The 23230-nt window shown below is 64.0% G+C and carries 22 protein-coding genes and 1 pseudogene; 14 read left to right on the forward strand and 9 right to left on the reverse strand.

The window, feature by feature from the left end; genetic code table 11:
• The first annotated feature begins 9 nt into the window (after positions 1-9).
• From OO12_RS22265 to OO12_RS22295, 7 genes are read left to right on the forward strand one after another with little or no spacing between them, the layout of a single operon-like run.
• On the forward strand, positions 10-1128 hold the full coding sequence (locus OO12_RS22265; RefSeq protein WP_034160998.1) for an amidase: 1119 nt from the start codon (positions 10-12) through the stop codon (positions 1126-1128).
• Entirely contained in the window at positions 1118-2233 is a 1116-nt protein-coding gene (locus OO12_RS22270; RefSeq protein ID WP_034160960.1) for an acyl-CoA dehydrogenase family protein, read from the forward strand. Before OO12_RS22265 ends, OO12_RS22270 begins: the two co-directional genes overlap by 11 nt.
• A gap of 21 nt (positions 2234-2254) precedes the next feature.
• Positions 2255-2614 carry a hypothetical protein gene (locus OO12_RS22275; protein ID WP_034160961.1) on the forward strand — a complete coding sequence of 120 codons (360 nt, stop codon included), beginning with the start codon at positions 2255-2257 and terminating at the stop codon, positions 2612-2614.
• Positions 2611-3147 (forward strand): nuclear transport factor 2 family protein, encoded by a 537-nt coding sequence (locus tag OO12_RS22280; RefSeq protein ID WP_034160962.1) that lies wholly within the window; start codon positions 2611-2613, stop codon positions 3145-3147. The genes OO12_RS22275 and OO12_RS22280 overlap by 4 nt, the downstream gene beginning before the upstream one ends.
• Positions 3144-4376, forward strand: coding sequence for an aromatic ring-hydroxylating oxygenase subunit alpha (locus OO12_RS22285; protein ID WP_034160963.1), 1233 nt, complete (start codon positions 3144-3146; stop codon positions 4374-4376). Before OO12_RS22280 ends, OO12_RS22285 begins: the two co-directional genes overlap by 4 nt.
• Positions 4373-4849: an aromatic-ring-hydroxylating dioxygenase subunit beta gene (locus OO12_RS22290; protein ID WP_034160964.1), complete on the forward strand. Its 477-nt coding sequence runs from the start codon at positions 4373-4375 to the stop codon at positions 4847-4849. The genes OO12_RS22285 and OO12_RS22290 overlap by 4 nt, the downstream gene beginning before the upstream one ends.
• The gene (locus OO12_RS22295; protein ID WP_034160965.1) at positions 4846-5589 is read left to right on the forward strand and encodes an SDR family NAD(P)-dependent oxidoreductase; all 744 of its coding nucleotides are present in this window, start codon (positions 4846-4848) and stop codon (positions 5587-5589) included. Before OO12_RS22290 ends, OO12_RS22295 begins: the two co-directional genes overlap by 4 nt.
• A gap of 191 nt (positions 5590-5780) precedes the next feature.
• Here OO12_RS22295 and OO12_RS22300 read toward each other — a convergent pair whose 3' ends face one another.
• Positions 5781-6809: an alpha/beta hydrolase gene (locus OO12_RS22300; protein ID WP_034160966.1), complete on the reverse strand. Its 1029-nt coding sequence runs from the start codon at positions 6807-6809 to the stop codon at positions 5781-5783.
• A 95-nt stretch (positions 6810-6904) separates the two neighbouring features.
• Here OO12_RS22300 and OO12_RS22305 point away from each other — a divergent pair, with 95 nt between their 5' ends.
• A complete protein-coding gene (locus OO12_RS22305) occupies positions 6905-7213 on the forward strand; it encodes an ArsR/SmtB family transcription factor (RefSeq protein WP_052216182.1) in 309 nt (102 codons plus the stop codon).
• A 137-nt stretch (positions 7214-7350) separates the two neighbouring features.
• Here the strand turns inward: OO12_RS22305 and trbE are convergent, their stop codons facing one another.
• The 7 genes from trbE to OO12_RS22340 all read right to left on the reverse strand — a co-directional run bounded on the left by trbE (position 7351) and on the right by OO12_RS22340 (position 15171).
• Positions 7351-9807, reverse strand: coding sequence for a conjugal transfer protein TrbE (trbE, locus tag OO12_RS22310; RefSeq protein WP_034160967.1), 2457 nt, complete (start codon positions 9805-9807; stop codon positions 7351-7353).
• A complete protein-coding gene (locus tag OO12_RS22315) occupies positions 9801-10073 on the reverse strand; it encodes a VirB3 family type IV secretion system protein (RefSeq protein ID WP_034160968.1) in 273 nt (90 codons plus the stop codon). Before OO12_RS22315 ends, trbE begins: the two co-directional genes overlap by 7 nt.
• Positions 10070-10393, reverse strand: coding sequence for a TrbC/VirB2 family protein (locus OO12_RS22320; protein WP_034161000.1), 324 nt, complete (start codon positions 10391-10393; stop codon positions 10070-10072). Before OO12_RS22320 ends, OO12_RS22315 begins: the two co-directional genes overlap by 4 nt.
• A gap of 50 nt (positions 10394-10443) precedes the next feature.
• Complete coding sequence (trbB, locus tag OO12_RS22325; RefSeq protein WP_034160969.1) at positions 10444-11430, reverse strand: P-type conjugative transfer ATPase TrbB; 987 nt, start codon at positions 11428-11430, stop codon at positions 10444-10446.
• Positions 11427-11831 carry a hypothetical protein gene (locus OO12_RS22330; RefSeq protein ID WP_034160970.1) on the reverse strand — a complete coding sequence of 135 codons (405 nt, stop codon included), beginning with the start codon at positions 11829-11831 and terminating at the stop codon, positions 11427-11429. Before OO12_RS22330 ends, trbB begins: the two co-directional genes overlap by 4 nt.
• A gap of 2 nt (positions 11832-11833) precedes the next feature.
• Positions 11834-13855, reverse strand: coding sequence for a conjugal transfer protein TraG (locus OO12_RS22335; protein ID WP_034160971.1), 2022 nt, complete (start codon positions 13853-13855; stop codon positions 11834-11836).
• Positions 13856-14277: 422 nt separating this feature from the next.
• The gene (locus OO12_RS22340; RefSeq protein WP_034160972.1) at positions 14278-15171 is read right to left on the reverse strand and encodes a LysR family transcriptional regulator; all 894 of its coding nucleotides are present in this window, start codon (positions 15169-15171) and stop codon (positions 14278-14280) included.
• 52 nt (positions 15172-15223) lie between these two features.
• On the opposite strand from OO12_RS22340, the gene OO12_RS22345 reads away from it, so the two are divergent.
• From OO12_RS22345 to OO12_RS22360, 4 genes are all read left to right on the forward strand, one after another.
• Positions 15224-16138 carry an SDR family oxidoreductase gene (locus OO12_RS22345; protein ID WP_235364967.1) on the forward strand — a complete coding sequence of 305 codons (915 nt, stop codon included), beginning with the start codon at positions 15224-15226 and terminating at the stop codon, positions 16136-16138.
• A 34-nt stretch (positions 16139-16172) separates the two neighbouring features.
• The gene (locus tag OO12_RS22350; protein ID WP_034160974.1) at positions 16173-16652 is read left to right on the forward strand and encodes an SRPBCC family protein; all 480 of its coding nucleotides are present in this window, start codon (positions 16173-16175) and stop codon (positions 16650-16652) included.
• A 56-nt stretch (positions 16653-16708) separates the two neighbouring features.
• Positions 16709-16954: a hypothetical protein gene (locus tag OO12_RS22355; RefSeq protein ID WP_160296880.1), complete on the forward strand. Its 246-nt coding sequence runs from the start codon at positions 16709-16711 to the stop codon at positions 16952-16954.
• 110 nt (positions 16955-17064) lie between these two features.
• A complete protein-coding gene (locus tag OO12_RS22360; protein ID WP_034160976.1) occupies positions 17065-17565 on the forward strand; it encodes a hypothetical protein in 501 nt (166 codons plus the stop codon).
• Positions 17566-17976: 411 nt separating this feature from the next.
• Here OO12_RS22360 and OO12_RS27665 read toward each other — a convergent pair.
• Positions 17977-18195 (reverse strand): annotated as a pseudogene (locus OO12_RS27665) (transposase domain-containing protein); the annotation flags it as partial.
• Between the two features lie 218 nt (positions 18196-18413).
• Between OO12_RS27665 and OO12_RS22370 the strand changes: the two are divergent.
• Together OO12_RS22370 and OO12_RS22375 are read left to right on the forward strand one after the other, a co-directional pair.
• Complete coding sequence (locus OO12_RS22370; protein WP_052216183.1) at positions 18414-22136, forward strand: DUF4132 domain-containing protein; 3723 nt, start codon at positions 18414-18416, stop codon at positions 22134-22136.
• Positions 22136-23230: an ATP-binding protein gene (locus tag OO12_RS22375; protein WP_082006728.1), complete on the forward strand. Its 1095-nt coding sequence runs from the start codon at positions 22136-22138 to the stop codon at positions 23228-23230. The genes OO12_RS22370 and OO12_RS22375 overlap by 1 nt, the downstream gene beginning before the upstream one ends.

The following is a 23230-nucleotide window of genomic DNA, read 5'->3' on the forward strand; positions in this document are numbered from 1 at the left end:
CACCGGTCGATTTTCGTCACGCCCTGTCCGCCGACGACAAGCGAAGGGCTACGCGTCGCCGTGAAGGATGTCCTCGATATGCGGGGCGAGGTGACCACCTGCGGATCGCGCGCGTTGGCCGCGACCGCGCCCGCAAAGGATGACGCCGAGGTGGTGAGACGCCTCAGGACGGCGGGATGCGCCCTGGTCGGGCGCACCAGCCTTCACGAGCTGGCTTATGGGGTCACCGGCGTGAATGCCTGGAGCGGCACGCCGATCAACCCTTACTATCCGCAGCTCATCCCGGGCGGCTCGTCGAGCGGGTCTGCCGCAGCCGTTGCGGCCGGGCTGGTCGATTTTGCCATCGGCACGGACACGGGCGGCTCGATCCGGCTGCCGGCCGCATGCTGCGGCGTCGTCGGCCTCAAGCCAACCTTCGGGCGCGTCAGCCGCGTCGGGGCAGTCCCGGCGCAAAGCTCGCTCGATTGCGTCGGACCATTTGCCCGGAGCGTGGCCATGATCGAGCAAGCCATGGCGATCATCGCGCCAGACTGGTTCACCTTCGCACCACCTTCCGCCCGGGTGGGCTGGGTCGATGCGCAATCCGATCCGGCGCTGTCCCGTCGCCTGAGGCAGGTTGTCGGGCGGTATTTCGAGGCGGTGCCGCTGCCGCTGACCGGGCTTGCCGACGCCATGGACGCCGGGCTGACGATCATCGGCCGGGAAACCTTCGCGGCATTTGGCAAATTGTTGCAGTCGAACCTCCTCGGACTGGACGTCCATCAACGCCTGTCGCGTGCGGCCGAGATCACCGATGAGGATATCGCGCAGGCGGAAGGGGTTCGTGCGCGCTTCACGGCCCAGGTGGATGCCGCGCTCGAACATGTCGAGGCGCTGGCCATGCCCGCCCTGCCCCGCATCCCGCCAACGCTGCACGAAGCCGCAGATCCCGCGCAGGTCGTGCAACTCACGGCGAACTGTCGCCCGTTCAACCTTTCAGGACATCCCGCCCTCGTGCTCCCCATGGGAGAGCATCAAGGGCGTCCGATCGCGCTGCAGCTTGTCGGCCGGCGCGGTGAAGATGAGCGCCTTTGCGCGCTCGCACGCGACATCGACCTGTTTCTCCCGGAGACCATCAATGACCGATAATATGTTGCAATCGCTGTTGGGCGATCTTCGGACGCGCCGGCGCGAACTGCACCGGCTCGGCCACATTCCCCAGGACATTGTCGAACGCTTTCAGCAGATCGGCATCTACCGCGCGTTCGTGCCGGAGAAATTCGGCGGAAGCGGCATGTCGCCGGCGGATTTCCTGCGGTTGATCGAAATGATCTCGGCGGCGGACGGCTCGGCGGGATGGGTCGCAAGCTTCGGCTTTGCGAGCAAATACCTCTCGTCGCTGCCGGCGGCCACGCTCGCGGAAATCTATGCCGACGGACCCGATGTCGTGTTTGCCGGCGCGGTCTTTCCTCCCCAGGCCACAGCACCCGCCGAGGGTGGCTATCGCATCAACGGCCGTTGGGGGTTCGGGTCGGGATCGCTCGGTGCGTCACTGATCGGCGTCGGCATCAAGATCGAAGGCGAGCAAGGCGGTCTGCCGCGAATGGCCGTGATGCCACGCGACAAAGTGCGGATCGACGAGAATTGGGACGTCATGGGGATGTTCGCCACCGGGAGCCACGACCTGGTGGTCGAGGATGTCCTGGTCCCCGAACACTATACGCTGATCCGTGGGGCCGCACCATCGATCGACACGCCCGCCTATCGCTATCCGACCATGGCCATGGCTGCCCAGGTACTCGCGATCGTCGCCGCCGGGATTGCCCGCGAAGCTATGGACGAAGTGATCCGGCTAGGGACCAAACAGTCGATCACGGGCGCACCGACGATGGCCGATCGCCCCGCCGTGCAAACCGCACTGGCGCAGATGGAGGCGCAGCTCAACGCCGCGCGGTCCTGGTTCTACGAGGAAACCGAGCGTGCCTGGGAAGCGGCGAAAGCCGGCGAGGAGATTTGCCAGCGTCAGGCGGCCAGCTTGCGCATCGCGGCGACGCACATCGCGAAGACCGGTGCCGACGTGACGCGGCGCGCATTCGAATTGTCGGGCACGACCGGGATCTTCAACAGCCACCCATTGTCGCGTCTGCTGATGGACGCGCTCGTGGTCGCGCAACACGCCTTCCTCAACGACGGGACCTGGCAAGCGGGCGGCGCGGTGCTGCTCGGACGGACCCCGCCGCCCGGCTACCCCTGACACCATGATGAGAGCAGACCGATGACCGATACCCAATCCGCAATCCGCGCCCTGTTTTGTTGCGCTGTGCTGCAGAACTTCTTCGACCTGCCGAGCGCAGATATTCCGTCAATCCTCCGAGCGACCGGGGGCATCTTGCGGAAGATCCGCGACATGCCCGGCGTCCAGGTGCTCGGGACGTTCGACGACGACGAAACCATGGTGGGGACCTCGCCCAACGGCTGGCCCTGGACCTTTTACATCCTGGCCGACGTGCCCGACCGGGCGAGCGCGGTCGCGATCTGCGATTTGTTCCGCAGCACCGAGATCGGCGAACACCGGCTGTGGCGCTACATGCGGGTCGAAGCGCGGCTCGGCCGCGAACTGGTCATGCCCGAATGAACGACTTCGCCACCCTCGCAAGGATCGATCGGCTCGAGGCGGAAAACACCATACGGAAGATCGTCGCGCGCTATTTCCGGATTTGCGATCAGTTGGGCCCTGACACACTCCCCAGTGAGCTTGGGGAACTCGGGGAACTCTTCGACCCTGACGCCATCTGGGAAGGTAAAGGGCGCTACGCCGAGGCATTCGGGACCATGAAGGGCCGCGCGGCGATCGTCGAGATGATCCGCGGCTATTGTGGTCCCGAGCCCCATTTCGCGATGACTGCCCATTTCTGCACGAGCGAGGACATCGCCGTTGACGGCGACCAGGCCAGCGGCAGTTGGATGATGCTTCAAGCGACGACCTATGCCGATGGCCGCGCCGATCTCCGTAGTGCTCGATTGCAGATCGAGTTCGCACGCGAACGCAGAGTGTGGCGCATCCGACGCTTCACAACCGAGAACATCTTTTCGCGCCGCGTCGATCATTGGAACGATGCCGCGACGATCCCCGTCCCTATCGACAGCCATGCCGGAGCAGCCCGATGACCGATATCGACTATGGCGCGCTGGTGAAACCCGACCGGGTTCACAGTTCGCTCTACAAAGACGCGGCAATCTACGACGAGGAGATCGAGCGCATTTTCTACAGGAGCTGGGTGTGGGTGGCACATAGCAGCGAAATCCCCAACCCGAACGACTTCATCACCACCCATATCGGACCGCAACCGGTTATTGTGAACCGCGACCGCGCCGGAACGGTGCGGGTGATGGTCAATCGCTGCCGTCACCGGGCCGCCACCGTTTGCGAGAAGCGCCGCGGCAATTCGCCAGGGTTTGTCTGCCCCTATCATGCCTGGACCTATGCGACCGACGGCAGCCTCAGAGGCGTGCCGATGCCCAAGGGCTATAAGGATTTCGACAAGAGGGAGTTCGGCCTCGTCCAGTTGCGGGTCGAGCAATATAACGGCCTGATCTTCGCGACGTTCAATCCCGACGCGCCCTCGCTCGACGACTTTCTCGGCGCCGCGAAACCATGGATCGACCTGTTCATGAAACAGGGCGGCGGCTTCCCGGTAAAAGTCCTTGGCGAGCACAAATTCACCTTCCCGGGCAATTGGAAGATCCAGCTCGAGAATACGACCGACGCCTATCATTTCCCGATCGTCCACAAGAGCTTCCTGACCTCACTTGACGGCGCGACGGAAGAATTGTTCTCGTTCATGGACGCGGGCGGCTATGTCGAGGATCTCGGCAACGGCCATTCGGTGATGGTGATGATCCCCGAGCTGGTCGATCTCGAAGAGGGCCTCGACGCCGAGATCCCCGATCGTTTCGCGGCGATCGCCGAGGAGTTGCGCAAGACGCTCGACGAGCAGTCGGTTCGCCGGGTAGTCCGCGCGATCGGCGGCACCGGGTTCAATCTCAACATGTTTCCGAACATCGCCTGCTCGATGGCTTTTTTCCGCGTGCTGCGCCCGCTGGCGGTGGACAGGACCGAAATCCGCCATGTGGCGATCGGGATGGATGGCGCGCCCGACATCGCCAACCAGGCGCGCATGCGGCTGCACGAGCATTTCCAAGGGCCGATGGGGTTCGGAACGCCCGACGATGCCGAGGCATGGGAGCGGGTTCAGCGTGGAGCGTCTGGTCCCAGCACCTCATGGATCATGGTCAATCGCGGTGAAGACAAGATCTCGGACAACGCGGGCGATGTGACGTCCGAGACAGGCATGCGCGCTGCCTATCAGATGTGGAAAAGGATGATGACCGCATGAGTGCCGATATCGACCGGATCGTCGAGTTCATCTGGCGGGAAGCCGATTTGCTCGACCAAATGGACTTCGCTGCATGGCTGTCACTGTGGGACGATGCGGGTCTCTATATCGTGCCGATCGATCGGGGACAGACCGATTACGCAAACTGCCTGAACTATGCCTATGACGATGCGGCAATGCGCCGCATGCGCGTCGCGCGGCTGACGAGCGGGGAATCGGTTTCCGCCGCGGCCGCCGGAGTGACCGTGCGGACCGTATCGCGCTTCCGGCGCCTCGAAGATGGCCCGCAAGGCGAAATCCGGATGCGTTGCGCCCAGCATCTGTTCGAATTCCGCAATGGCAATCAGCGGCTCTACGCGGCAGACGTGAGTTATTCGCTGTTGCCGGCGGGCAGCGACTTCAAGCTCCTCGAAAAAGTCGTCTTGCTCGTCAATTCGACCGACGCGCTCGCCGGGATCACCTTCCTGCCATGAACGTCCCGGCCCATCATGACGTGGCGATCGTCACAGGCGCCGCGGGCAGCCTGGGAAGAATCATCTGCACTCATCTCCAGGCCAGCGGCTTCCGGGTGGCCATGGCCGATATCGATGTGGCGCCGCTTGAGGCGATCGCATCGCAGTCGCCGGGGGTCAGCGTACACGCGCTCGATGTCCGCAATGCTGCGGATTTCGCTCGCGTGATCGAGCAGGTTGCGGCGCGCTGGGGCGGAGTCGGTGTGCTCGTCAACAACGCAGCCTTGATGCGCGCAACTCCGCTGTTCGAAATCACGCCCGACGAATTTGACGACGTCGTGGCGGTCACCCTCAAGGGCACGTTTCTGGGGTGCCAGGCGGCCGGCCGGCATATGCTGGGTCACGGCTACGGTCGCATCGTCAACATCGCCTCGCTCGCCGGGCAAAATGGCGGCGCGGCGACGGGCGCACATTATGCTGCGGCGAAGGGCGGCATCCTCACCATGACGAAGGTATTCGCACGCGATCTCGCCGCGCGCGGCGTTACCGTCAACGCGATCTCGCCCGGCCCGCTTGATCTACCTTCCGTTCGCGACCTGCTGCCAAAGGAGAGGCTGGCGGCGGTGATCGACTCGATTCCCGTGCGCACCCTGGGTGATCCGAACTATATCGCCCGCCTGGTGGAAATGCTCGCTCTGCCGAGCGCCGCGTCAGCAACGGGTGCCACGTTCGATATCAATGGCGGGTTGTATCTGCGCTGATGATCGAACCGCCGTCCTGAGCCCGCATTGCCGAGAATCTTGGCGTTGAGCCAGTCCTGGCGTTGCGCGAGTTCGAGAGTCAGACCGTCTTGGTACCAAAATCGGACCCAGCAGCCTAGCGCGTCGAAACCCGGCAACCATCACATTGATTTCTTTAGAATTTTCTCAAAAACGATTTCGAACGTCGTTTATCAGGGGGAGCGAGCTACGCGGCCTCGGCCGCGTCGCCCGGCTTGCAAAAAGGCGCGAGTTGCCGCGTACAGCGCGACGCGGCCCTCCTCCAGATGCATCAAGTGGGTCGCCCGCGCTATGCTGACATCGTCGACCTTGGGCGAGCGGCTCAGCGCCTGCTTAAGCCAGGACGCGTCGGCGTTGTTGGTGACCGGGTCCCAAGCGCCGCGGACGATCAGCGTCGGCGCTCGGATAAGGGCGGGGTCGTAGGGAAGCCGCCCTGACCAGGCCTGGGCGAGATCTGCGTCAGGCCCCGCCGGCACTTTGACCGAAACGGGATTGCGGGTCCTACTCTCCGGATCGCTGTCGAGATACGCTTGCGCCCAAGCGGGAAAGTCTCGTTCCACCAGCACCGGCGCCTCGCTGGCGGGAACGCCGCCGAGAAACCGGGCATGCTGCGCATCGGTCGTAACGAAGTTGTAGGCTGGGATCGGCTCCTGCGACGTGGGTCCTTCGCGTTGCGCGATCGGGCCGAAGAAGACGAGCCTGTCAACCATCTCCGGATGCGAGCCTGCGAAACGTCCCGCCGCGACCGTTCCCCATGAGTGCGCGATGATCGATACCCGCCGTGCGCCGGTTTCCTTCATGATGAAGCGCACCGCGCGCTCGATCTGCTCCGCAGCCTCGTCAGCGCGTCCCCTCGCGCCTGTATCGGGGGTGTCGGGGTAACGGCTTGAGCCGCCATAGCCTGCGAAGTCGAGGCCGAACACGTCGAAGCCGGCGTCGTTCAGATCGTCGGCCCAGGACTTACCCTCGAACTTGAACATGATGGAAAGAGCGGACGGAAAAGTGGAGCCGTGCACGTACAGGACGGCACGCGCGCGTGAACCGTTTGCGGGACGCTGCTCCCTGACGAGCAGATCCGGCGTCCAGGCCGTTGCTCCAGGCGCGCTACCGCGCAAGCGGTGCTCCGCTGCCGAAGCGGCGGCGTGACCGCTCGCTAACATGCCGAACAATGCCGCCAGCGCCATAATCATTATCCTTGCCATGTGGGTCTCCGTGGCCCCGCTATGGCGTAGGGGTGAGGACAGATGTTACGGTGGCGGCCGAAGCATTCGACCAAAGTTCGGAGTAACACCGCGCGGTGAAGGAAGGACCCGACATCAGCCATGTCGCCGCCGCGAGCGGCGACCCGACGAGGGCGCGGATGCTGCTGGCGCTGCTGCAAATTCCGGCCATGACCGCTGGCGAGCTTGCGAACGAGGCTGGCGTCGCGGCGCAAACGGCGAGCGGGCATTTGCGGCGGCTGGAGGATGCGTGCCTGCTCACCGTCGTGTCACAAGGGCGACACCGTTATTTCATGACGAGCTGGCCTGGGCGTGGCGCTTCGCGCGTGACCCGACAGGTGCCATGCGATGACCTAATGCCTGCGCTGTTGGCACGCGGCGGCTAGCAGCGTTGGCTCAAGGTTCGATCGACGACGTGATCGAATGCCGGTATCGCTCGCCGATAGCAGCGGATCGCATCGCAGTGCCCATAGCGACGATCGCTGGCGATATGTCCAACGGCGCCGCGCTTTCGCACAGGGCTTTACTCTGGCTCCCCCTTTTTGTCGGAGCGTGGTCCAATTGGTCCATGGCGGTCGAGCAATTGAGCAGCCCATGGCAGTTCGAGACGATCGAGGAACCGGCCGGCAAAGCCTTCTGCACCCTCGTTCAGCAACCCGTCGATCATTACCTGTGAAGCAGGATCGGACGCGCCGCACAATGCCAGCGCAACGGGCCCCAGTCCCAGCTCGAACAGGCGATTGCCGCGCGCGGACTGCAGATAATAATGGCGCTTGGGCGTCGCCCTGCTGACCAGCTCGATTTGCCGATCGTTCAGGCCAAATCGCTCATAGGCCTGGCGGCTCTGCGGTTCGATCGCGCGGTCGTTCGGTAGCAAAATGCGCTGCGGACAGCTTTCGATGATCGCCGGCGCGATGCTGCTCGACGAGATGTCCGCGAGGCTCTGGGTCGCGAACACGACCGCCACGTTCTTCTTCCTGAGCACCTTCAACCATTCGCGGATGCGCGCGGCGAAGAGCGGATGGTCGAGAAAGATCCAGGCCTCGTCGAGAATGAGCAATGTCGGCCGGCCGTCGAACCGTTCTTCCAGCCGGTGGAACAGATAGGTGAGCACCGGCGCCACCACCCCCGCCTGCCCCATCAATGCCTCGGTTTCAAAACATTGCACGTCGGCGAAGGCAAGGTTTTGTTCGGCGGCATCGAGCAAGCGCCCATAGGGACCATCGAGCGTGTAGGCGCCGAGCGCGACCCGCAACGCATTCGACTGGAGCAGCAAGGCAAGCCCTGTCAGCGTTCGTTCCTCGGCAGGCGCGGAAGCGAGGCTATTGAGCGCCGACCACACGGCATCCTTGACCTCCGGAGTAACAACAACTTTCTCGTGCGCGAGCAACGCCGCAATCCATTCCGCCGCCCAGCTCCGCTCCGTGGGATCGTCGATCCGCCGGAGCGGCTGAAACGCGAGCGTCTCGCCGGCATCTGCGCCAAGCCCGAGCGCGTGATGGGCGCCACCCATCGCCAGCACCGCGGCGCGCGCCGAAAAGCCCTTGTCGAAGATATAGACCTGCGAGCGCGGATAACGCCGGAACTGCAGCGCAATGAGCGCGAGCAGCACCGACTTGCCGGCACCGGTCGGCCCGACCACGAGCATATGGCCGACATCGCCGACATGGGTCGAGAGGCGGAACGGCGTGGAGCCGGTGGTGCGGGCATGAAGCAGCGGAGGACCATCGAGATGGGGGTTGCTTATCGGTCCGGCCCAGACGCTCGACAGCGGCATGAGATGCGCAAGGTTCAAGGTGTGGACGAGCGGATGCCGTACATTGGCATAAAGGTGGCCCGGCAGTGACGACAGCCACGCCTCGACCGCGTTCACGCTCTCGCGCATGGTGGTGAAGCCGAGACCATTGACGATGCGCTCGACCGCGCGGACCTTGTCCTCGACGCGCTGACGATCGTCATCCGCCACCGTGATCGTCGTCGTGAGATAGCCGAACCCAACATGGTCGCCGCCGAGTTCCTGCAAGGCCAGATCGGCGTCCGCCACCTTGTTGTCGGCGTCGCTGTCCATCAGCTGGACGGGCTGGTTGTACAGGACCTCCCGGAGCAAAGCGGTGATCGATTTGCGCTTGTTGAACCATTGCCGCCTCAGCCTGGTCAATTCCCGAACCGCGTCGCTCTTGTCGAGCGGCAGGAACCTGGTCACCCAGCGGTAGTCGAAATCCTGGTGATTGAGTGCGTCGAGGATGCCCGGACGGCTGACATTGGGGAATCCCCTCAGGGTCAGCGTGCGTATGTGTTTGCCGCCGAGCATCGGCTCGAGGCCGCCAACGAGCAGTGTGTCCGCCAGCAGCCCGTCAAGATACATCGGCGTCTCGGGCACGGCGACCGGATGATGCCGCCCCGAGATCGTCGCGTGCAGGTAGGTCAGGGTCTCGGCATCATCGAAGGCACGTACCTCGGGCATGAACCCAGACAACAGGTCGAGCGCGCGATCGGTCTGCGCGACAAAGGCGGCCAGCGCCGAATGCCAGTCGCGCCCCTGTTCAGCCTCCGGCCGCTCGACGAGCGAGCGCCCAGCCGCGTCGACCTTGTCCACAGGCGGCAACCAGACAAAGGTCAGTCGATACCGGCTCTCGAAGTGCGCACCTCCGGCCAGGAACGCCCCCTTTCGCTCCTCGTCGACCAGCCAACTCGCCGGGTCAGGAAACGCGCTGTCAGGATAGGACGCCGCCTCACGCCGCTCGGCGTCGAAGAACAGCGCCCAGCCGCTCCCGAAGCGCCGAAGGACATTGTTCGCGCGCGCGCAGGCAGACACCAGTTCGCCTTCGGTCGCGGACTCGAGGTCGGGTCCACGGAAGAGGCAGGTCCGCTGGAAGCTTCCGTCCTTGTTGAGGACCACACCGGGCGCGACCAGCGCCGCCCAGGGCAGATGGTCGACCAGCCGATCGGCGCGGCTGCGATACTCAGCGAGATTCAGCACGCGAAATACCCTTTCTGGCGAAGATGGCGGATCAGAATCGGCGCGAAGTCCGGGTCGCGACGCGCGGCAAACACGGCGACGCTATGGCCGATCACCCAGAGCGCGATCCCGACCAGCCATTGTTGCAAGCCCAGACCGACCGCCGCGGCAATGGTGCCGTTGACGATCGCGATCCCGCGCGGCGCACCGCCCAGCAGGATCGGCGAGCCGAGGCTGGCATGAATCGACACCTCGAACCCGTCGATATGGCCGCCGGTGCCGATCACGAGATCAGCGCCCCACCGCCGAAGCTGAAGAACGACAGGAAGAAGCTCGACGCGGCAAAGGCGATCGACAGGCCGAAGACGATCTGGATGAGGCGGCGGAAGCCGCCCGCAGTCTCGCCGAACGCAAGCGTCAGCCCGGTCACGATGATGATCATCACCGCGATGATCTTGGCGACCGGTCCCTGCACAGATTCCAGTACCTGCTGGAGAGGTTGTTCCCAAGGCATGCCCGAACCCGCCGCCTGGGCCTTCTGCACCAGGGCGACCGCCAGCGTGATGAGCAGGACGGAGGCGCGCGCGAGAGTAACTGCGAGCCGCATCCGCGCGGAGCGGACGAACCAATGATTGGGAAGACGATAAGAACGCATGATCATTCTCCTTGGGAAACGGAAGGATTGAGAAGGTCGAGAAGACCGTAGTTGCCGTCGGAACCGACACCGGTGACGCGCGCGATGCTTGAGACACGCCGATGCACGCCACGGCCGGAAACGAAGACGATGAGGCCGATTGCTTCGGCGATCAGCCCGCGCGGAACCGTGACCACGGCTTCCTGAACGAGTTGCTCGACCCGATAGAGCGCGGCGATCGCGCTGTTGGCATGGACCGTGGCGATGCCGCCCGGATGGCCCGTGTTCCACGCCTTGAGCATGTCGAGCGCCTCCGGCCCGCGTACCTCGCCGACGATGATACGGTCAGGACGCAGCCTGAGCGTCGAGCGGACCAGGTCGACCATGCTGACGACGCCGGCGCGCGTACGCAGCGCCACCGTGTCGGGCGCCGGGCTTTGCAGCTCGCGCGTGTCCTCGATCAGGACCACGCGTTCATCGACCCAGGCCATCTCGGCGAGCAGTGCATTGGCGAGTGTGGTCTTGCCCGAGCTGGTGCCGCCGGCGACGAGGATGTTGAACCGTTGCGTCACCGCCGTCCTCAGCAGATCGGCCGCGGCCTCGCTCATAATGCCGTCGGTCACATAGTCATCGAGACTGTAGAGCCGCTCGGCGGGTTTGCGGATCGAGAAGCACGGGCCGGTCGAAACCGGCGGCAGCACGCCTTCGAACCGTTCGCCGGCACGGCCCTCAATGTGCGGCGGCAGTTCGGCCGAGACGATCGGCGCCTCGCCATGAACCTCGGCGCGGGCATGGCTGGCGACAAGGCGAATGATCCGCTCGACTTGTACCGCCTCAAGCCGAACCTCGGTGTCGACCCTGCCCTCACCGAGAATATCGACGCGCAGCGCACCGTCTGGATTGACCATGATTTCGACGACCCGGTTGTCGGACATCGCGGCGGCGATCGCTGGGCCCATCGCGGTGCGCAACATCGCACGGCGCCGCTCGGCGGAGACCGTGCCGGTCATCGCGCCGTCTCCGGATCGGCGGCGATGCTACGGCGACCGGCGGCGATCTGCCTCCCCACCTGAGCGACGAACGCTTCGAACCGCTCGCGCGCAATGGCGCGGCCGGCCTGGTCGTTCTCGGCGAGGGGAGCGTGGATCGCGAGTTCGTAGCGCACGAACAGCGCAAGCGTCTCAAGCAGGATATGCCCGTCGCGTTCGATCCGGCCCAGCGCGGTCGTCATCCGGTCGAGCCTGAGGCCAAAGCGATCCTCGAGCTCCGACGCGCCGCGACGATTGAGCCAGGCGGTCACGGCATCGGCGAGGATCGCCGACTTGGAAGCACCGGGCTTGGCGGCCAGCGCTTCGAGCCGGTCGCTGAGCGGCTTCGGCAGGAACAATTGGTGACGAACCTTGTCGACCATCGTCACAAATCCAGCTGGAGATCGCCGGGCCGGCCGCTCCCGACGTCGATCGCATAGACCGTCCGGGCCGTGCCCAGCGCACGCGCCTGATCCATCGCCCGCTTGTCAGCAGCGGCATCGGAATCGTCGTCGCCGAGCCCGAGCGGATCGGCGACGATCACCTCCTCGGTCACAGGCTTGTCGATCTCATGGCCGGGATGCCGCGCTTGTTCGAGCCCGCCGGAACCGTCCCCTTCCCCGTCATCGCCGGTCAGTCGTGCGTCGGTATCGAGAACGACCGCGTGCCAGTCATGATCGCGGGGTGCGGGGCGATCCTTATATCCATCGCTCGCCAGTGCCGGGGCGGGCAGCACGCGCGCCTTGAAGTTGGCGTCCTCGTAATAGCGCAGCTTCTTCGCGCGGATGGGGGGCGTCCCCGCGACCAGGACCAGTTCATCGGTCGGCGCCAGCTGCATCACCTCGCCCGGCGTCAGCAGCGCACGGGCGGTCTCCTGCCGGCTGACCATGACATGCGCGAGCCAGGGCGCGAGCCGGTGCCCGGCATAGTTGCGCATCGAGCGTTGTTCGGTCGCGGTCCCAAGCGCGTCCGAGATACGCTTGGCGGTGCGCTCGTCATTGCTCGCGAACGCCACGCGGACATGGCAATTGTCGAGGATCGCGTTGTGCTCGCCATATGCCTTCTCGATCTGGTTCAAGGATTGCGCGATCAGGAAAGCGCGGACGCCGTAGCCGGCGAGGAACGCGAGACTGGTCTCGAAGAAATCGAGCCGACCGAGTGCCGGAAATTCGTCGAGCATCATGAGCAATTTGTGCCGGCGCCCTTCCCCTTCCGCATGCAAATGCTCGGTGAGCCGGCGGCCGATCTGGTTGAGCACGAGACGGATCAACGGCTTGGTCCGGCTGATGTCCGATGGCGGCACGACCAGGTAAAGCGACACCGGCGATTTGGCTTCGACCAGATCGGCGATGCGCCAGTCGCAGCATGACGTCACGGCCGCGACGGTCGGATCGCGATAGAGACCAAGGAACGACATGGCGGTCGACAGCACGCCCGACCGCTCATTGTCGGATTTGTTGAGAACTTCGCGCGCAGCGGAGGCGACGACCGGATGAACCATCGGCGCGTCGGCCGTGCCGAGATGGTTGGTGGTCATCATCCGCCGGAGCGTCGCGGTGAACGGCCGCTGCGGATCGGACAGGAAGGTTGCGACGCGCGCGAGCGTCTTCTGCTCTTCCGCATATAGGACGTGAAGGATCGCCCCTACGAGCAAGGAATAGCTGGTCTTTTCCCAATGATTGCGTCGTTCGAGCGCGCCTTCGGGGTCGACCAGGATGTCGGCGATGTTCTGGACGTCGCGGACCTCATGCTCGCCGCGGCGGACTTCGAGCAGCGGGTTGTATTTGGCCGACCGCGCGTCGGTCGGGTTGAAAAGCAGGCAATGTGAAAAGCGCGAACGCCAGCCGGCGGTCAGCTGCCAGTTCTCGCCCTTGATGTCGTGGACGACGGCCGATCCCGACCAGCCGAGCAAGGTCGGCACGACCAGACCCACGCCCTTGCCCGAACGGGTCGGCGCGAACGCCATAACGTGTTCAGGGCCGTCATGGCGCAGATAGCGCCGGTCGGTGGCCCCAAGAAACACACCGCGCTCGTCGAACAGCCCGGCGCGTTGGATTTCAGACGCGCTTGCCCAGCGCGCGGAACCATAGGTTGTGACGTTGCGACGTTGGCGCGCGCGCCACAGCGACCCGAACACCGCCGCGCCGCAGCCGACGAAGCCGCTCGCAGCCGCGATCGATCCGGCTTCGTCGAATACCTTCGGCGCATAGGCATCGTAGTGGAACCACCAGCCGAACAGCACCCAAGGGCGGTAGATCGGGCGACCGAAGGCATAAAACCAAGGCGCCCCCAGCTCCGGCTGATAGGCGAGTGCATCAGCAGCCCATTGGGTTGCGAACCAGAGGCCAACAAATACTATCGCGAACACGACCAAAATCTGGCCGATAAGCAATTTAGTCGGAGTCATACGGGTCTCCGCCCGATGGAATCAGAGCACGGGCATGACAGCCAAACTGGTCTGGTCATCGTGTTTTCGGGAGGGCGTGGCTGGTGACCGACGCTACGCTTCGGGTGACGGTCGGTTTACTGCTATGGCAGAATTGCGCCAAATGTTCGAGGGCACCGCCAAGTCACTATGGATTCCGAGAGCGGTGGTTCGGCTGACCGCTCTTCCAACACCATCCGCAGGGCGGACGGCGCAAAGCATAGGCCATCTCCCGCCTACAATGCGCCTCTTTCAGTTCAACTTCACGGCAACTTATTGGCGAAGTTTATCTGTTAACCCATTCCAGAACTAACAGTGATAACTCTCTCCGACACCGCGGGGTGCTACGCACCCATTGCGGCCGTGCAGCGCAGCATCTGCAACGCCCGAAAGCAGGCCTCCGTTTATTTTGCGATAAAGACCGCCAGTTCGTCCGGCGCTCCAGTTGGAAACGCCGATTTAAGGTAGTCGAGGAACGCCGACACTCGCGCGCTCAACAAGCGACGCGATGGATAAAGCGCCCACAATGTGATGTCCGGCCCATCGATATCGCCCCAGTGTACAAGGGTGCCCGCCGCAAGGTCATGGCTAACGAGCGATATCGGAAGGCGTCCGGCGCCGGCGCCCGCTCGGACCGCATCACGGACCATAATCATTGAGGAGAGACTGAGGACAGGGTCGACCGCGATGCTCGCCTCTCCATTCAAGGTTTGCATCCTCCACTCGCCGGGCTGATCGACGGATCTCGCGACAACCACAGGCACCGCAGTTCCGTCCGTCGGCCGAGCGAGCGCTGGGCTCGCGACGACCACGAGCCGATCGCGCAGGAAAGCGCGCCCCACGAGGCTGTCGTCTGGATCTGGATTGACGCGGATCACCAAGTCATAGCCTTCGTCGACCATGTCGACCGGGCGATCTTCGGTGGTCACCTCGAGCCGGACTTCAGGGAATCTGGCGATGAACCCTGTGGCGAGCTTCCCCATTGCGATCTGCGAGAACAGCAGCGGCGCGCTGATCCGCAATCGGCCCTGCGGCGTGTTCCCACCCGAAGCGATTGCAGCCACGGTCTCGTCGAGCTCGGTGAGTAGCGCGCCCGTTCGCTGATAGAGCGCGCGTCCCTCTTCAGTCAGCTTGAGCATGCGCGCGCCGCGCTCGAACAACCGAAGATCCAGACTTGCCTCGAGCTCCGAGACCCGCCGCGAGAGCGTCGCCTTTGGTCGTCGAGCGGCTCGGGCGGCGCGACCAAATCCTCCGTGGCGAGCGACGAGATTAAAATCGGCGAGGGCAATGAGATCCATGTGTTCCACCAGTGAGACGATGCATCCAGATATAGCAGCTATTGGATCACATGTGGATCTCTATTTCTGGACTGCCAGTCAGGCACCAACCAGGAGACACCACATGACCATTCTTGTTACCGGCGCTACCGGCCGTATCGGTCGCCAAGTGATCGATCAGCTCATCGCGCGTGACGCCGATGTCCGCGCGCTCGTCCGCAATCCCGCAACCGCGAACCTCCCGGCGGGGGTCAGCATTGTCGAGGGCGATCTGTTCGACATCGACTCGCTCCGTAGCGCGTTCGCGGACGTCTCGACGCTGTTCCTGTTGAACGCGGTGACCGCAGACGAATTCACCCAGGCGCTGATCGCGCTCAACGTGGCCCGCGAGGCCGGCATCGAGCGGGTCGTGTACCTTTCGGTGATCCACAGCGACCTCTACGTCAACGTGCCGCACTTCGCGGTCAAATTCGCGGTGGAGCGTATGATCGAGCAGATGGGCGTGTCGGCCACGATTCTGCGCCCCGCCTACTTCATCGACAATGACATCAGCATCAAGGACGTGGTGACCGGCCACGGGGTGTACCCGATGCCGATCGGCGGCAAGGGACTGGCGATGATCGATGCCCGCGACATCGGCGAGATCGCGGCAATTGAGCTGCTGCGCCGCGAGCAGTCCAGCACCCCACTTCCGCTCGACCACATCACGCTCGTCGGTCCCGATACGCTAACCGGCACGGACATCGCCGGCCTCTGGACTGAGGTGCTTGGTCGCCCGATCGCTTATGGTGGCGACAACACCGCAGGGTTCGAGCAGACTTTGCGCCAGTTCTCGCCGAGCTGGATGGCGTTCGACATGCGCCTGATGGCCGAGCGCTTCCAGAGCGAGGGTATGATCCCGGCAACGGGCGAGGTTGAGCGCCTCACTGCGCTGCTGGGCCGCCCTTTGCGCTCGTACCGCGACTTCGCCGCCGAGATCGCGGCGTAAACGCGCGCGCCGCAACCCCAGGAGGAGACTTATCATGATCTATTCGACCGCTACCGTCCCCGTAAATCCCGAGGGCGAGATCCCGTTGACCCGTGCGCAGATATGGGCGGGCCTGAGACTCAAAGCCCGTGACGCTCGCCTGTTCCTGCCGCCGGGTCTTTGTACGCGATGCGACGTCGTTGAAGAAAGCGCGACGCATTTCGTACGCGAGGCGACGATCGCGGGTGCCGATCTCCGTGAGATCATCATCCTGGAGTCCGAGAGCAAGGTGACCTTCTTCCAGGCCTCCGGCCCGCGTGAGGGAGCGATCATCAACGAGCTCCATGAGGACCGGACTGGCGCACTCCAGTTGCGCTTCTATTGCTATCTCGGCCTGCGCGGCAAGCATCCGAACGGCCCGGAAGAACGGGCCGAGCAAGCGCTGTTCGACGGCGATGAGGGGTACAAAGCCGCCCTCCTGTCCACACTGAAGCGCACCCGTGAACTGCTCGCAGAGGGCAAGCTCTGGTCATAATTGCTGACATGAATGGCGAAACTTTGATTGAGCGCGCGTCGCGCCATTCATGTCGGTTGATCGACGCCCTGATTACAGCTGGAAAGGCGACGCGCGAGGAAGTCGTGACCAACCAGTTTCAGAAATTTCTCGACGAGAAGGTTCTCACCGATCGAACCAAACCTCCAGAACGCGGAAGCAGCTTCGGCACGCACACGATCGTCAGCCGCAACACCTCGAATGTCTCTACCCATTCAGGCAATACCCTCTACGGCTGTACCTATTGGATCGACGTCATCGGGAAGGATGGAAAGCCACCATGAGCGGGCCCGATGCACGTGCATCTGCGGTGATAACGATCGCGGGCAGCTCAGGTCCCCAGACATCAATCAACACTGTCTTCTGTAACAATGAATTCTATAGGTGAAATCCTATGCAGAATGATCTCGTTTTTAAGACTGGGTTCGCAAAACGAACGCTGGGATGGCTTGTTTGTCTAGGTGCTGTGGCCGCATTGATGGCCATTATCTATGGTATATTCACGCATCCCGAAGCGCAGACACCCTCCGAGCTTTCGTCCGGCGCTGCCATTGGTGTTTTCCTGATTGGTCTCATATGGGCTGGAATTGCCATTCAAAACGCACGCTGGAGCATCAAAGGCGAAAACATTGTCTGCCACGGGGTCTTCAAGAAGAAAACAATTCCCCTCTCGACATTGGCAGGTTTTGGGCAAACTACCGTAATCGTTATGGCCTTCCCCTTCCAGCACGTGGATTTCTATGATCCCCAACTGTCGCACGTCGCTCGCCTACCGGTAAGTCTCAAGGATTGGCCGAAAGCGGAAGCATGGTTGGCAGCGCGGTTGCGCTATGTCGTCAATGACGGAAGCCATATATTGCCCAAACGGAGGTTCGCCGACACTTCGAAAATGTAATTGCCGTTCCGAAGTAGCGACATCACGTTCCGACTGCACACCATCCTGCTCGCCGCAACCTGCTGCTTGGATTGAGGCCCCACTGAATCTGGCACTGCGGCCAAGGCAATTACACGCCTTCCAGCCAGGAGCGAACCAATAGGAGAGGCAAGCGGCGGGATCAGTTCACGACGCCAGAGAGAGAGGCTGTAAACGTGATCTGAAGACCGCGGAACGGTGATAACTGGTGGAGCAGTCATTCTGGCCTGTCATAAAACGGCAATTCCAAGCCATGTTCCCGCATAACTTGCGAATAGAAATCGACTCTCGGCTGCAGGGCATCAACCAACTCCTTCAGATCGTACCAGTGATCTGATTCCGGCTCTGCGCCGGCCAAAGCGGTAGCCGCAATTGGGCGAATTGCGACATTGCCTATGCGGCTTCGGCGATCGTCTGGAAGTCTGGGCGCCAGTTCCACGGCATGAGCTCGTCCCAGCACGCGGCAGGCCAGTTGCCGGCGATTTTGGCGATGACGTCGGCGATATAAGCCTGCGGCTCGACACCGTTGAGCTTGCAGGTCTCGATGACAGTGTAGATCGCGGCGGCGCGTTCGCCGCCTGCCTTCGATCCGGCGAAGAACCATTTGCGGCCATCATTTCCACCCTGGCGGTAGAGCGGCAAATGATGGTCGAACTTGGCGACCACGACATGGGCAAGCGTTCCGAACGTAGCCTTCCCCCGCGCGATCACCTTTGCGGGTGCCGCTGCCTGCATGACCTTCTCTAGCGGGCGGATTAATCAACGAAAGGGATGGCTAGGAACTGCCGTGTCGGTCTACCAAGAAGATGGCCTAGCGGGGGGAGCCATCAATGGTCGAAACGTTGTTCGACAAGTTGCGCCGTGGAATCGGAGCGCTGACGGGAACCACGGTCTCCGTGGACGTCCGCGGCGTGGGCGATCCGGCGCCGCGCAATGGATCCAATATCGCGCGCCGTGTCGCGAAGCATTTCGATCGGCTGGGCAAGGCGGCTCCGGGAATCGACCGGCAGGTTGGCGCTTATGTTGCATCTGGAGGCGCCAGTTCGGTGCTGTCGACGTTCGCCACGGCCAAGGTGCAAGCCATTTGGGCGCAGCGAATACGCAGCTTTCCGCCGCGAGACGAGAGCGGGCTGTTCGCGCCCGGCATTGAGTGGGACGCTGCACAGATGCGGCGGCTCGGCGAAGCGCTGAGCGCGCTGGAGGCCATTCAGTATGAAGGCTGGTATTTCGGTTCGAAGAAATCGCCTGAATGGCTGCGCCAAGTCGTTACGCAATGGCTTGGTCATGGCCGCAAGGACCAGTCGCTCGACCAACTCGCTGCGCTGGCGGCGCTGGCTGATCTAGGGCTGCTGCCAGTACTCGACATCCTATTCGGCAACGATGTGGGGAATTATCGCGCCGAGAATTGCGCCGAACGTTTCATCGGCGTGATGCCCTGGCTCGAGGCGCGGCGCGACGCCGTCGTCGCGGCGCTACCGGCACTGGGTGCTGACCAGCGCGCAGAATTTGCCGCGGCGATGGGACGCCTCAAGCTTGCCGACACGTTCCTGGAGCCGCTGGCCGAGCTTGCGACCGGGTCGTCGAAAAAGGCGCGTGAAAGCGCCAGGCAGGCGCTGACCGGCGCCGATGCCGATCTGCTCCGCACCCATCTGGTGGCGCGGTATCCGCAGGCAACGCCCGCTATGCGGGCCGAGATGATCGAGCTGACTGCTGCAAGCCTGGGCGACCAGGCGGCCGGATTGCTGGCGGAATGGAAGGCCGACGAGACGGCGCCTCGCGTCCTCGCGGCGATCGAACGGGCAATGGGAAGTTTCGCGCCCACCGCCACCGAAGCCAGTACCGCCGGGCCGGGCGACGGCCCCGAAGGCTATACCGCGGTCGATGGAAGCTGGGTGGCAACGCCGGCGCGTCCGATGATTGCGGAGGCAGCGCCGATTCCCGATGAGGTGCTGGCGCTTCTCCGCCCGGCGGCGGCGACTTTCAATGTGAAGCTTGCCGCGGCGCAGGCGGAGGCGTCGCGCGAGCGTTGGCATTGGAGCCGCCAGTTCAGCAAGGTGGGCCAGGCGCAGTTCGACATGATCCGCAAGCTTGGTGAGAGTGCGTACCAGATCGGCAACCAACAGAACACGGCACTCGGCTGGATCCGCTCGCATGAAGGCCGCGGCACGGGCGTGGATGCCTTTTTCGACGATCCAAGGCTTACCCTCTGGCACAGCGTGCGCTTCGCCCTGGCCAGCACCAACGGCTATTTCGCGACGCTCTTCAGCGACTGGGCCGGCCCCCCAGGGAATGCGCTCGTGCGGCGAATCGCCGGGGACGCCGATATCCGCGTGGTGCTGGATCTGTGGACGCGCTTCGGTGGGCGCGACCCGATCGCCGAGCATCTCGGCGCCTCATGGTATCAACCGTTCCTCGAGCAGGATTTGCCGTTCTGGATCGCGCTGTGCGACCGGTTCGACCTGCTCGATGAGGCGTTCGGCCTCAAGCCGCGCTCCGAGACCCGCGCCTTCGCCGTCCGTGCCGCGCTCGACCTGCTCGCCTTTTTCCCCAAGGTGCCGCGCCGCTACCAGCAGCCGCTGATGCTCTTGGCGAGTGGGAGCAGCGCGACGTTGCGCGCGCCCGCCCGCCAGTTGCTGCGGGCAGCACCGGGGATCGACGACGCGATCGCCGGACTGCTCGACGATGGACGCCAGGACGTCCGCGCGGGCGCCGCCGAATGGCTCGCCCAGCGCGATGCGCGCGACAAGGTCGCGGCGCTGCGTCGCGTGCTGAAGAAGGAAAGAAGCGAGCTGGCGCGCGCGGCGATGATCACGGCGCTCGAACGGCTGGGCGACAATGTCAGCGATTTTTTCGACAGCGCGGCGATGATCAAGGAAGCCGATGCCGCGCTCGCCAAGGCGACGGACAAGGCGCTCACATGGTTTCCCTTCGCTCAGTTGCCAGCATTGCACTGGCGCAACGGCGAGGCGATCGATCCGCGCATCCCGCAATGGTGGGTGACGCTGGCGGCCAAGCTGAAGCAACCGGGCGGCAATGCGTTGATCGACCTGTGGCTCGACCGGCTGGCGCCCGGCGACGCGCATCGTCTGGGCTGGGCGGTGCTGACAAGCTGGATCGAGCAGGACACCCGCACCTGCACCGAGGAAGAAGCCAATCAATATGCCGCGGCCCATGTCGCAGCGACGCTGCGGCAGAATATCGATACGGTGAAACGCTATCCCCAGGCCGCCGATTATTATGCGACCGATCACGACACGGTCTTCGCCCAGCTGCGGCGGGTGAAGCTCGGCACCTATCTGGGCAGCGCTGTGGACAGCAAGGGCATATTGGCGCTCGCAACGCGCGTTGACGGTGCCGATGCGGCGCAAAAGGTGCGTCCCTTCCTGAAGGACCATGGCGCACGCACCTCGCAAGCCAAGGCGTTGCTGGAGATGCTGGCGAGTAATCCCGCCGGTGCCGCGCTGCAGCTGGTGCTCGCAGCTGCCAATCGCTCGAAGCAGCGTTCGGTCCAAGCGCATGCCGGCACGCTGGTGGAAGCGGTGGCGGATCGGCGCGGCTGGAGCGCAGAGGAGCTGGCCGACCGTACCGTACCCACCGCCGGGCTCGATGCCGACGGCACCGTCGATCTCGATTGCGGCCGTGACCGCATTTATGCGCTGCGGCTCGACGGCGCGGATGGACTCGTCCTGGTCAATGCCGATGGCAAGGAAGTGAAGGCGCTTCCCGCGCCCCGGATCGACGAGGAGAAACCGCTGATCGAGGCCGCGAAGAAGCTCGTCTCGACCGCACGCAAGGAGAGCAAGCAAGTCTTCGCCAGCCAGACCGAGCGGATGCGCGAGGCCATGTATCTCGGACGCCGCTGGCGGCGCGAAGATTGGGAAAGCTTTCTCGCCGCGCATCCGCTGGTGGGACGGCTGGCACGCCGGCTGATCTGGCTGGGCGTGGACGGCGAAGGTCGGGTCGCCGGCGCCTTCCGTCCGCTCGGCGACGGATCCTATACCGATGCTGCGGATGAGGATGTGGCGCTTGCCGGTTTCGCCGACGTGCAGCTGGCGCACCGCTCGTTGCTCGATGCCGATGCGATCGGCGCCTGGCAACGGCACCTTGCGGACTATGAGGTCGTGCCGCCGTTCGACCAGGTCGGCCGCGCGCTGCCCGAAGTGACCGAGACGATGGGCGGCAAGCAGGAAATCCGCGACCGCGAGGGCTGGATGATCGAAACCTTCAAACTGCGCGGCATCGCCACCAAGCTGGGCTTTGTTCGCGGCGCCGCGGGCGATGGCGGCTGGTTCACCGGCTATGAGCGCCCCTATCGGAGCGCCGCAATCGTCGCGGAAATCGAGTTCAGCGGCAGCCCGCTGCCCGAGGAAAACACGCTGGCGGCGCTCCACACGCTCAGCTTTCGCGTGCTGCGCGACAATGGCTATCACGGCCGTCAGCTCACCCTGAAGGAAGTGCCGCCGGTGCTGCTCGCCGAGACGTGGCAGGACCTGCACGACATCGCCGCCAAAGGCAGCGGCTTTGATCCAGACTGGCAGAAGAAAGTCCATTGATGGCCGAGCAACAGATCCTCCGGCCAGCTGCCGAGGCGCGGTACGCCGCCGAACTCGCCACATTGGCGGCCGGCGACACCAGCCCGCGTCCGCAAGGCTGGCGACTCTCGCCGCGCGCGGTGCGCCGCTTTCTGCTCGGGGATCCCAAACAGGGTATCTCGCGCAAATTCTATGGCGACGATCCGTTGGTCGATCGCGCGATCGTCAGCCTGATGAGTCAGCAAGGGCTGATGCTGGTGGGTGAGCCGGGGACGGCCAAGTCGCTGCTCTCCGAACTCCTCGCCGCCGCCATCTGCGGCACGTCCGGGCTGGTGGTGCAAGGATCGGCCGGGACCACCGAGGACCATATCCGCTATGGCTGGAACTACGCCTTGCTCCTTGCCGAGGGGCCGAGCGAGCGGGCGCTGGTGCCTTCGCCGGTGCTCAACGCGATGCGCAGCGGGCGGATCGTGCGCTTCGAGGAGATCACGCGCTGCCCTCCCGAAGTACAAGATGCGCTGATCTCGATCCTGTCGGAAAAGGCGCTCGCGTTGCCCGAGCTTGGACCTGATGCGGTCGCCAGCGCCGCGCCTGGATTCAACGTGATCGCCACCGCCAATCTGCGCGACCGCGGCGTCCACGAAATGTCGAGCGCATTGAAACGCCGCTTCAATTTCGAGACCGTCCATCCCATCGCCGATCCGGCGTTCGAGCAGGAATTGGTACTGCGTCAGCTCGCGGAGCGGCTGGGCCCTGCCGGCGTCACGGTACACGGCGAACGCGATGTCGCCGAAATACTGGTGCGCGTCTTCCAGGACCTGCGCACCGGCCGCACGGCGGAGGGCGCAAGCCTCAACCGTCCCGACGCCGTGATGTCCACCGCCGAGGCGGTCAATGTCCTCCACGCCGCCGCGCTGGAGGCCGCCTATCTCGACGATGGCCGGCTCTCGGGCGCGCATGTCGCGCGGCAGCTGCAGGGCGTGGTGCTCAAGGACTCGCCTGAGGACGGCAAGCGCCTGCGCGCCTATATCGACCATATCGTCAAGGAGCGTGCCGGGCGGTCGGGGCCGTGGAAGGAATTCTACCAGGCGGCACGGTCGCTCAAGCTCGGCTGA

The sequence above is a fragment of the Sphingomonas sp. ERG5 genome (genome assembly GCF_000803065.1).
Classification (GTDB): domain Bacteria; phylum Pseudomonadota; class Alphaproteobacteria; order Sphingomonadales; family Sphingomonadaceae; genus Sphingomonas.

Bases quoted from the DNA above. Each gene is read 5' to 3' on its own strand.
- OO12_RS22270 (WP_034160960.1), top strand. From the start codon at position 1,118: ATGACCGATAATATGTTGCAATCGCTGTTGGGCGATCTTCGGACGCGC.
- OO12_RS22275 (WP_034160961.1), top strand. From the start codon at position 2,255: ATGACCGATACCCAATCCGCAATCCGCGCCCTGTTTTGTTGCGCTGTG.
- OO12_RS22280 (WP_034160962.1), top strand. From the start codon at position 2,611: ATGAACGACTTCGCCACCCTCGCAAGGATCGATCGGCTCGAGGCGGAA.
- OO12_RS22285 (WP_034160963.1), top strand. From the start codon at position 3,144: ATGACCGATATCGACTATGGCGCGCTGGTGAAACCCGACCGGGTTCAC.
- OO12_RS22290 (WP_034160964.1), top strand. From the start codon at position 4,373: ATGAGTGCCGATATCGACCGGATCGTCGAGTTCATCTGGCGGGAAGCC.
- OO12_RS22295 (WP_034160965.1), top strand. From the start codon at position 4,846: ATGAACGTCCCGGCCCATCATGACGTGGCGATCGTCACAGGCGCCGCG.
- OO12_RS22300 (WP_034160966.1), bottom strand. From the start codon at position 6,809: ATGGCAAGGATAATGATTATGGCGCTGGCGGCATTGTTCGGCATGTTA.
- OO12_RS22320 (WP_034161000.1), bottom strand. From the start codon at position 10,393: ATGCGGCTCGCAGTTACTCTCGCGCGCGCCTCCGTCCTGCTCATCACG.
- trbB (WP_034160969.1), bottom strand. From the start codon at position 11,430: ATGACCGGCACGGTCTCCGCCGAGCGGCGCCGTGCGATGTTGCGCACC.
- OO12_RS22330 (WP_034160970.1), bottom strand. From the start codon at position 11,831: ATGGTCGACAAGGTTCGTCACCAATTGTTCCTGCCGAAGCCGCTCAGC.
- OO12_RS22335 (WP_034160971.1), bottom strand. From the start codon at position 13,855: ATGACTCCGACTAAATTGCTTATCGGCCAGATTTTGGTCGTGTTCGCG.
- OO12_RS22340 (WP_034160972.1), bottom strand. From the start codon at position 15,171: ATGGATCTCATTGCCCTCGCCGATTTTAATCTCGTCGCTCGCCACGGA.
- OO12_RS22350 (WP_034160974.1), top strand. From the start codon at position 16,173: ATGATCTATTCGACCGCTACCGTCCCCGTAAATCCCGAGGGCGAGATC.
- OO12_RS22360 (WP_034160976.1), top strand. From the start codon at position 17,065: ATGCAGAATGATCTCGTTTTTAAGACTGGGTTCGCAAAACGAACGCTG.
- OO12_RS22370 (WP_052216183.1), top strand. From the start codon at position 18,414: ATGGTCGAAACGTTGTTCGACAAGTTGCGCCGTGGAATCGGAGCGCTG.
- OO12_RS22375 (WP_082006728.1), top strand. From the start codon at position 22,136: ATGGCCGAGCAACAGATCCTCCGGCCAGCTGCCGAGGCGCGGTACGCC.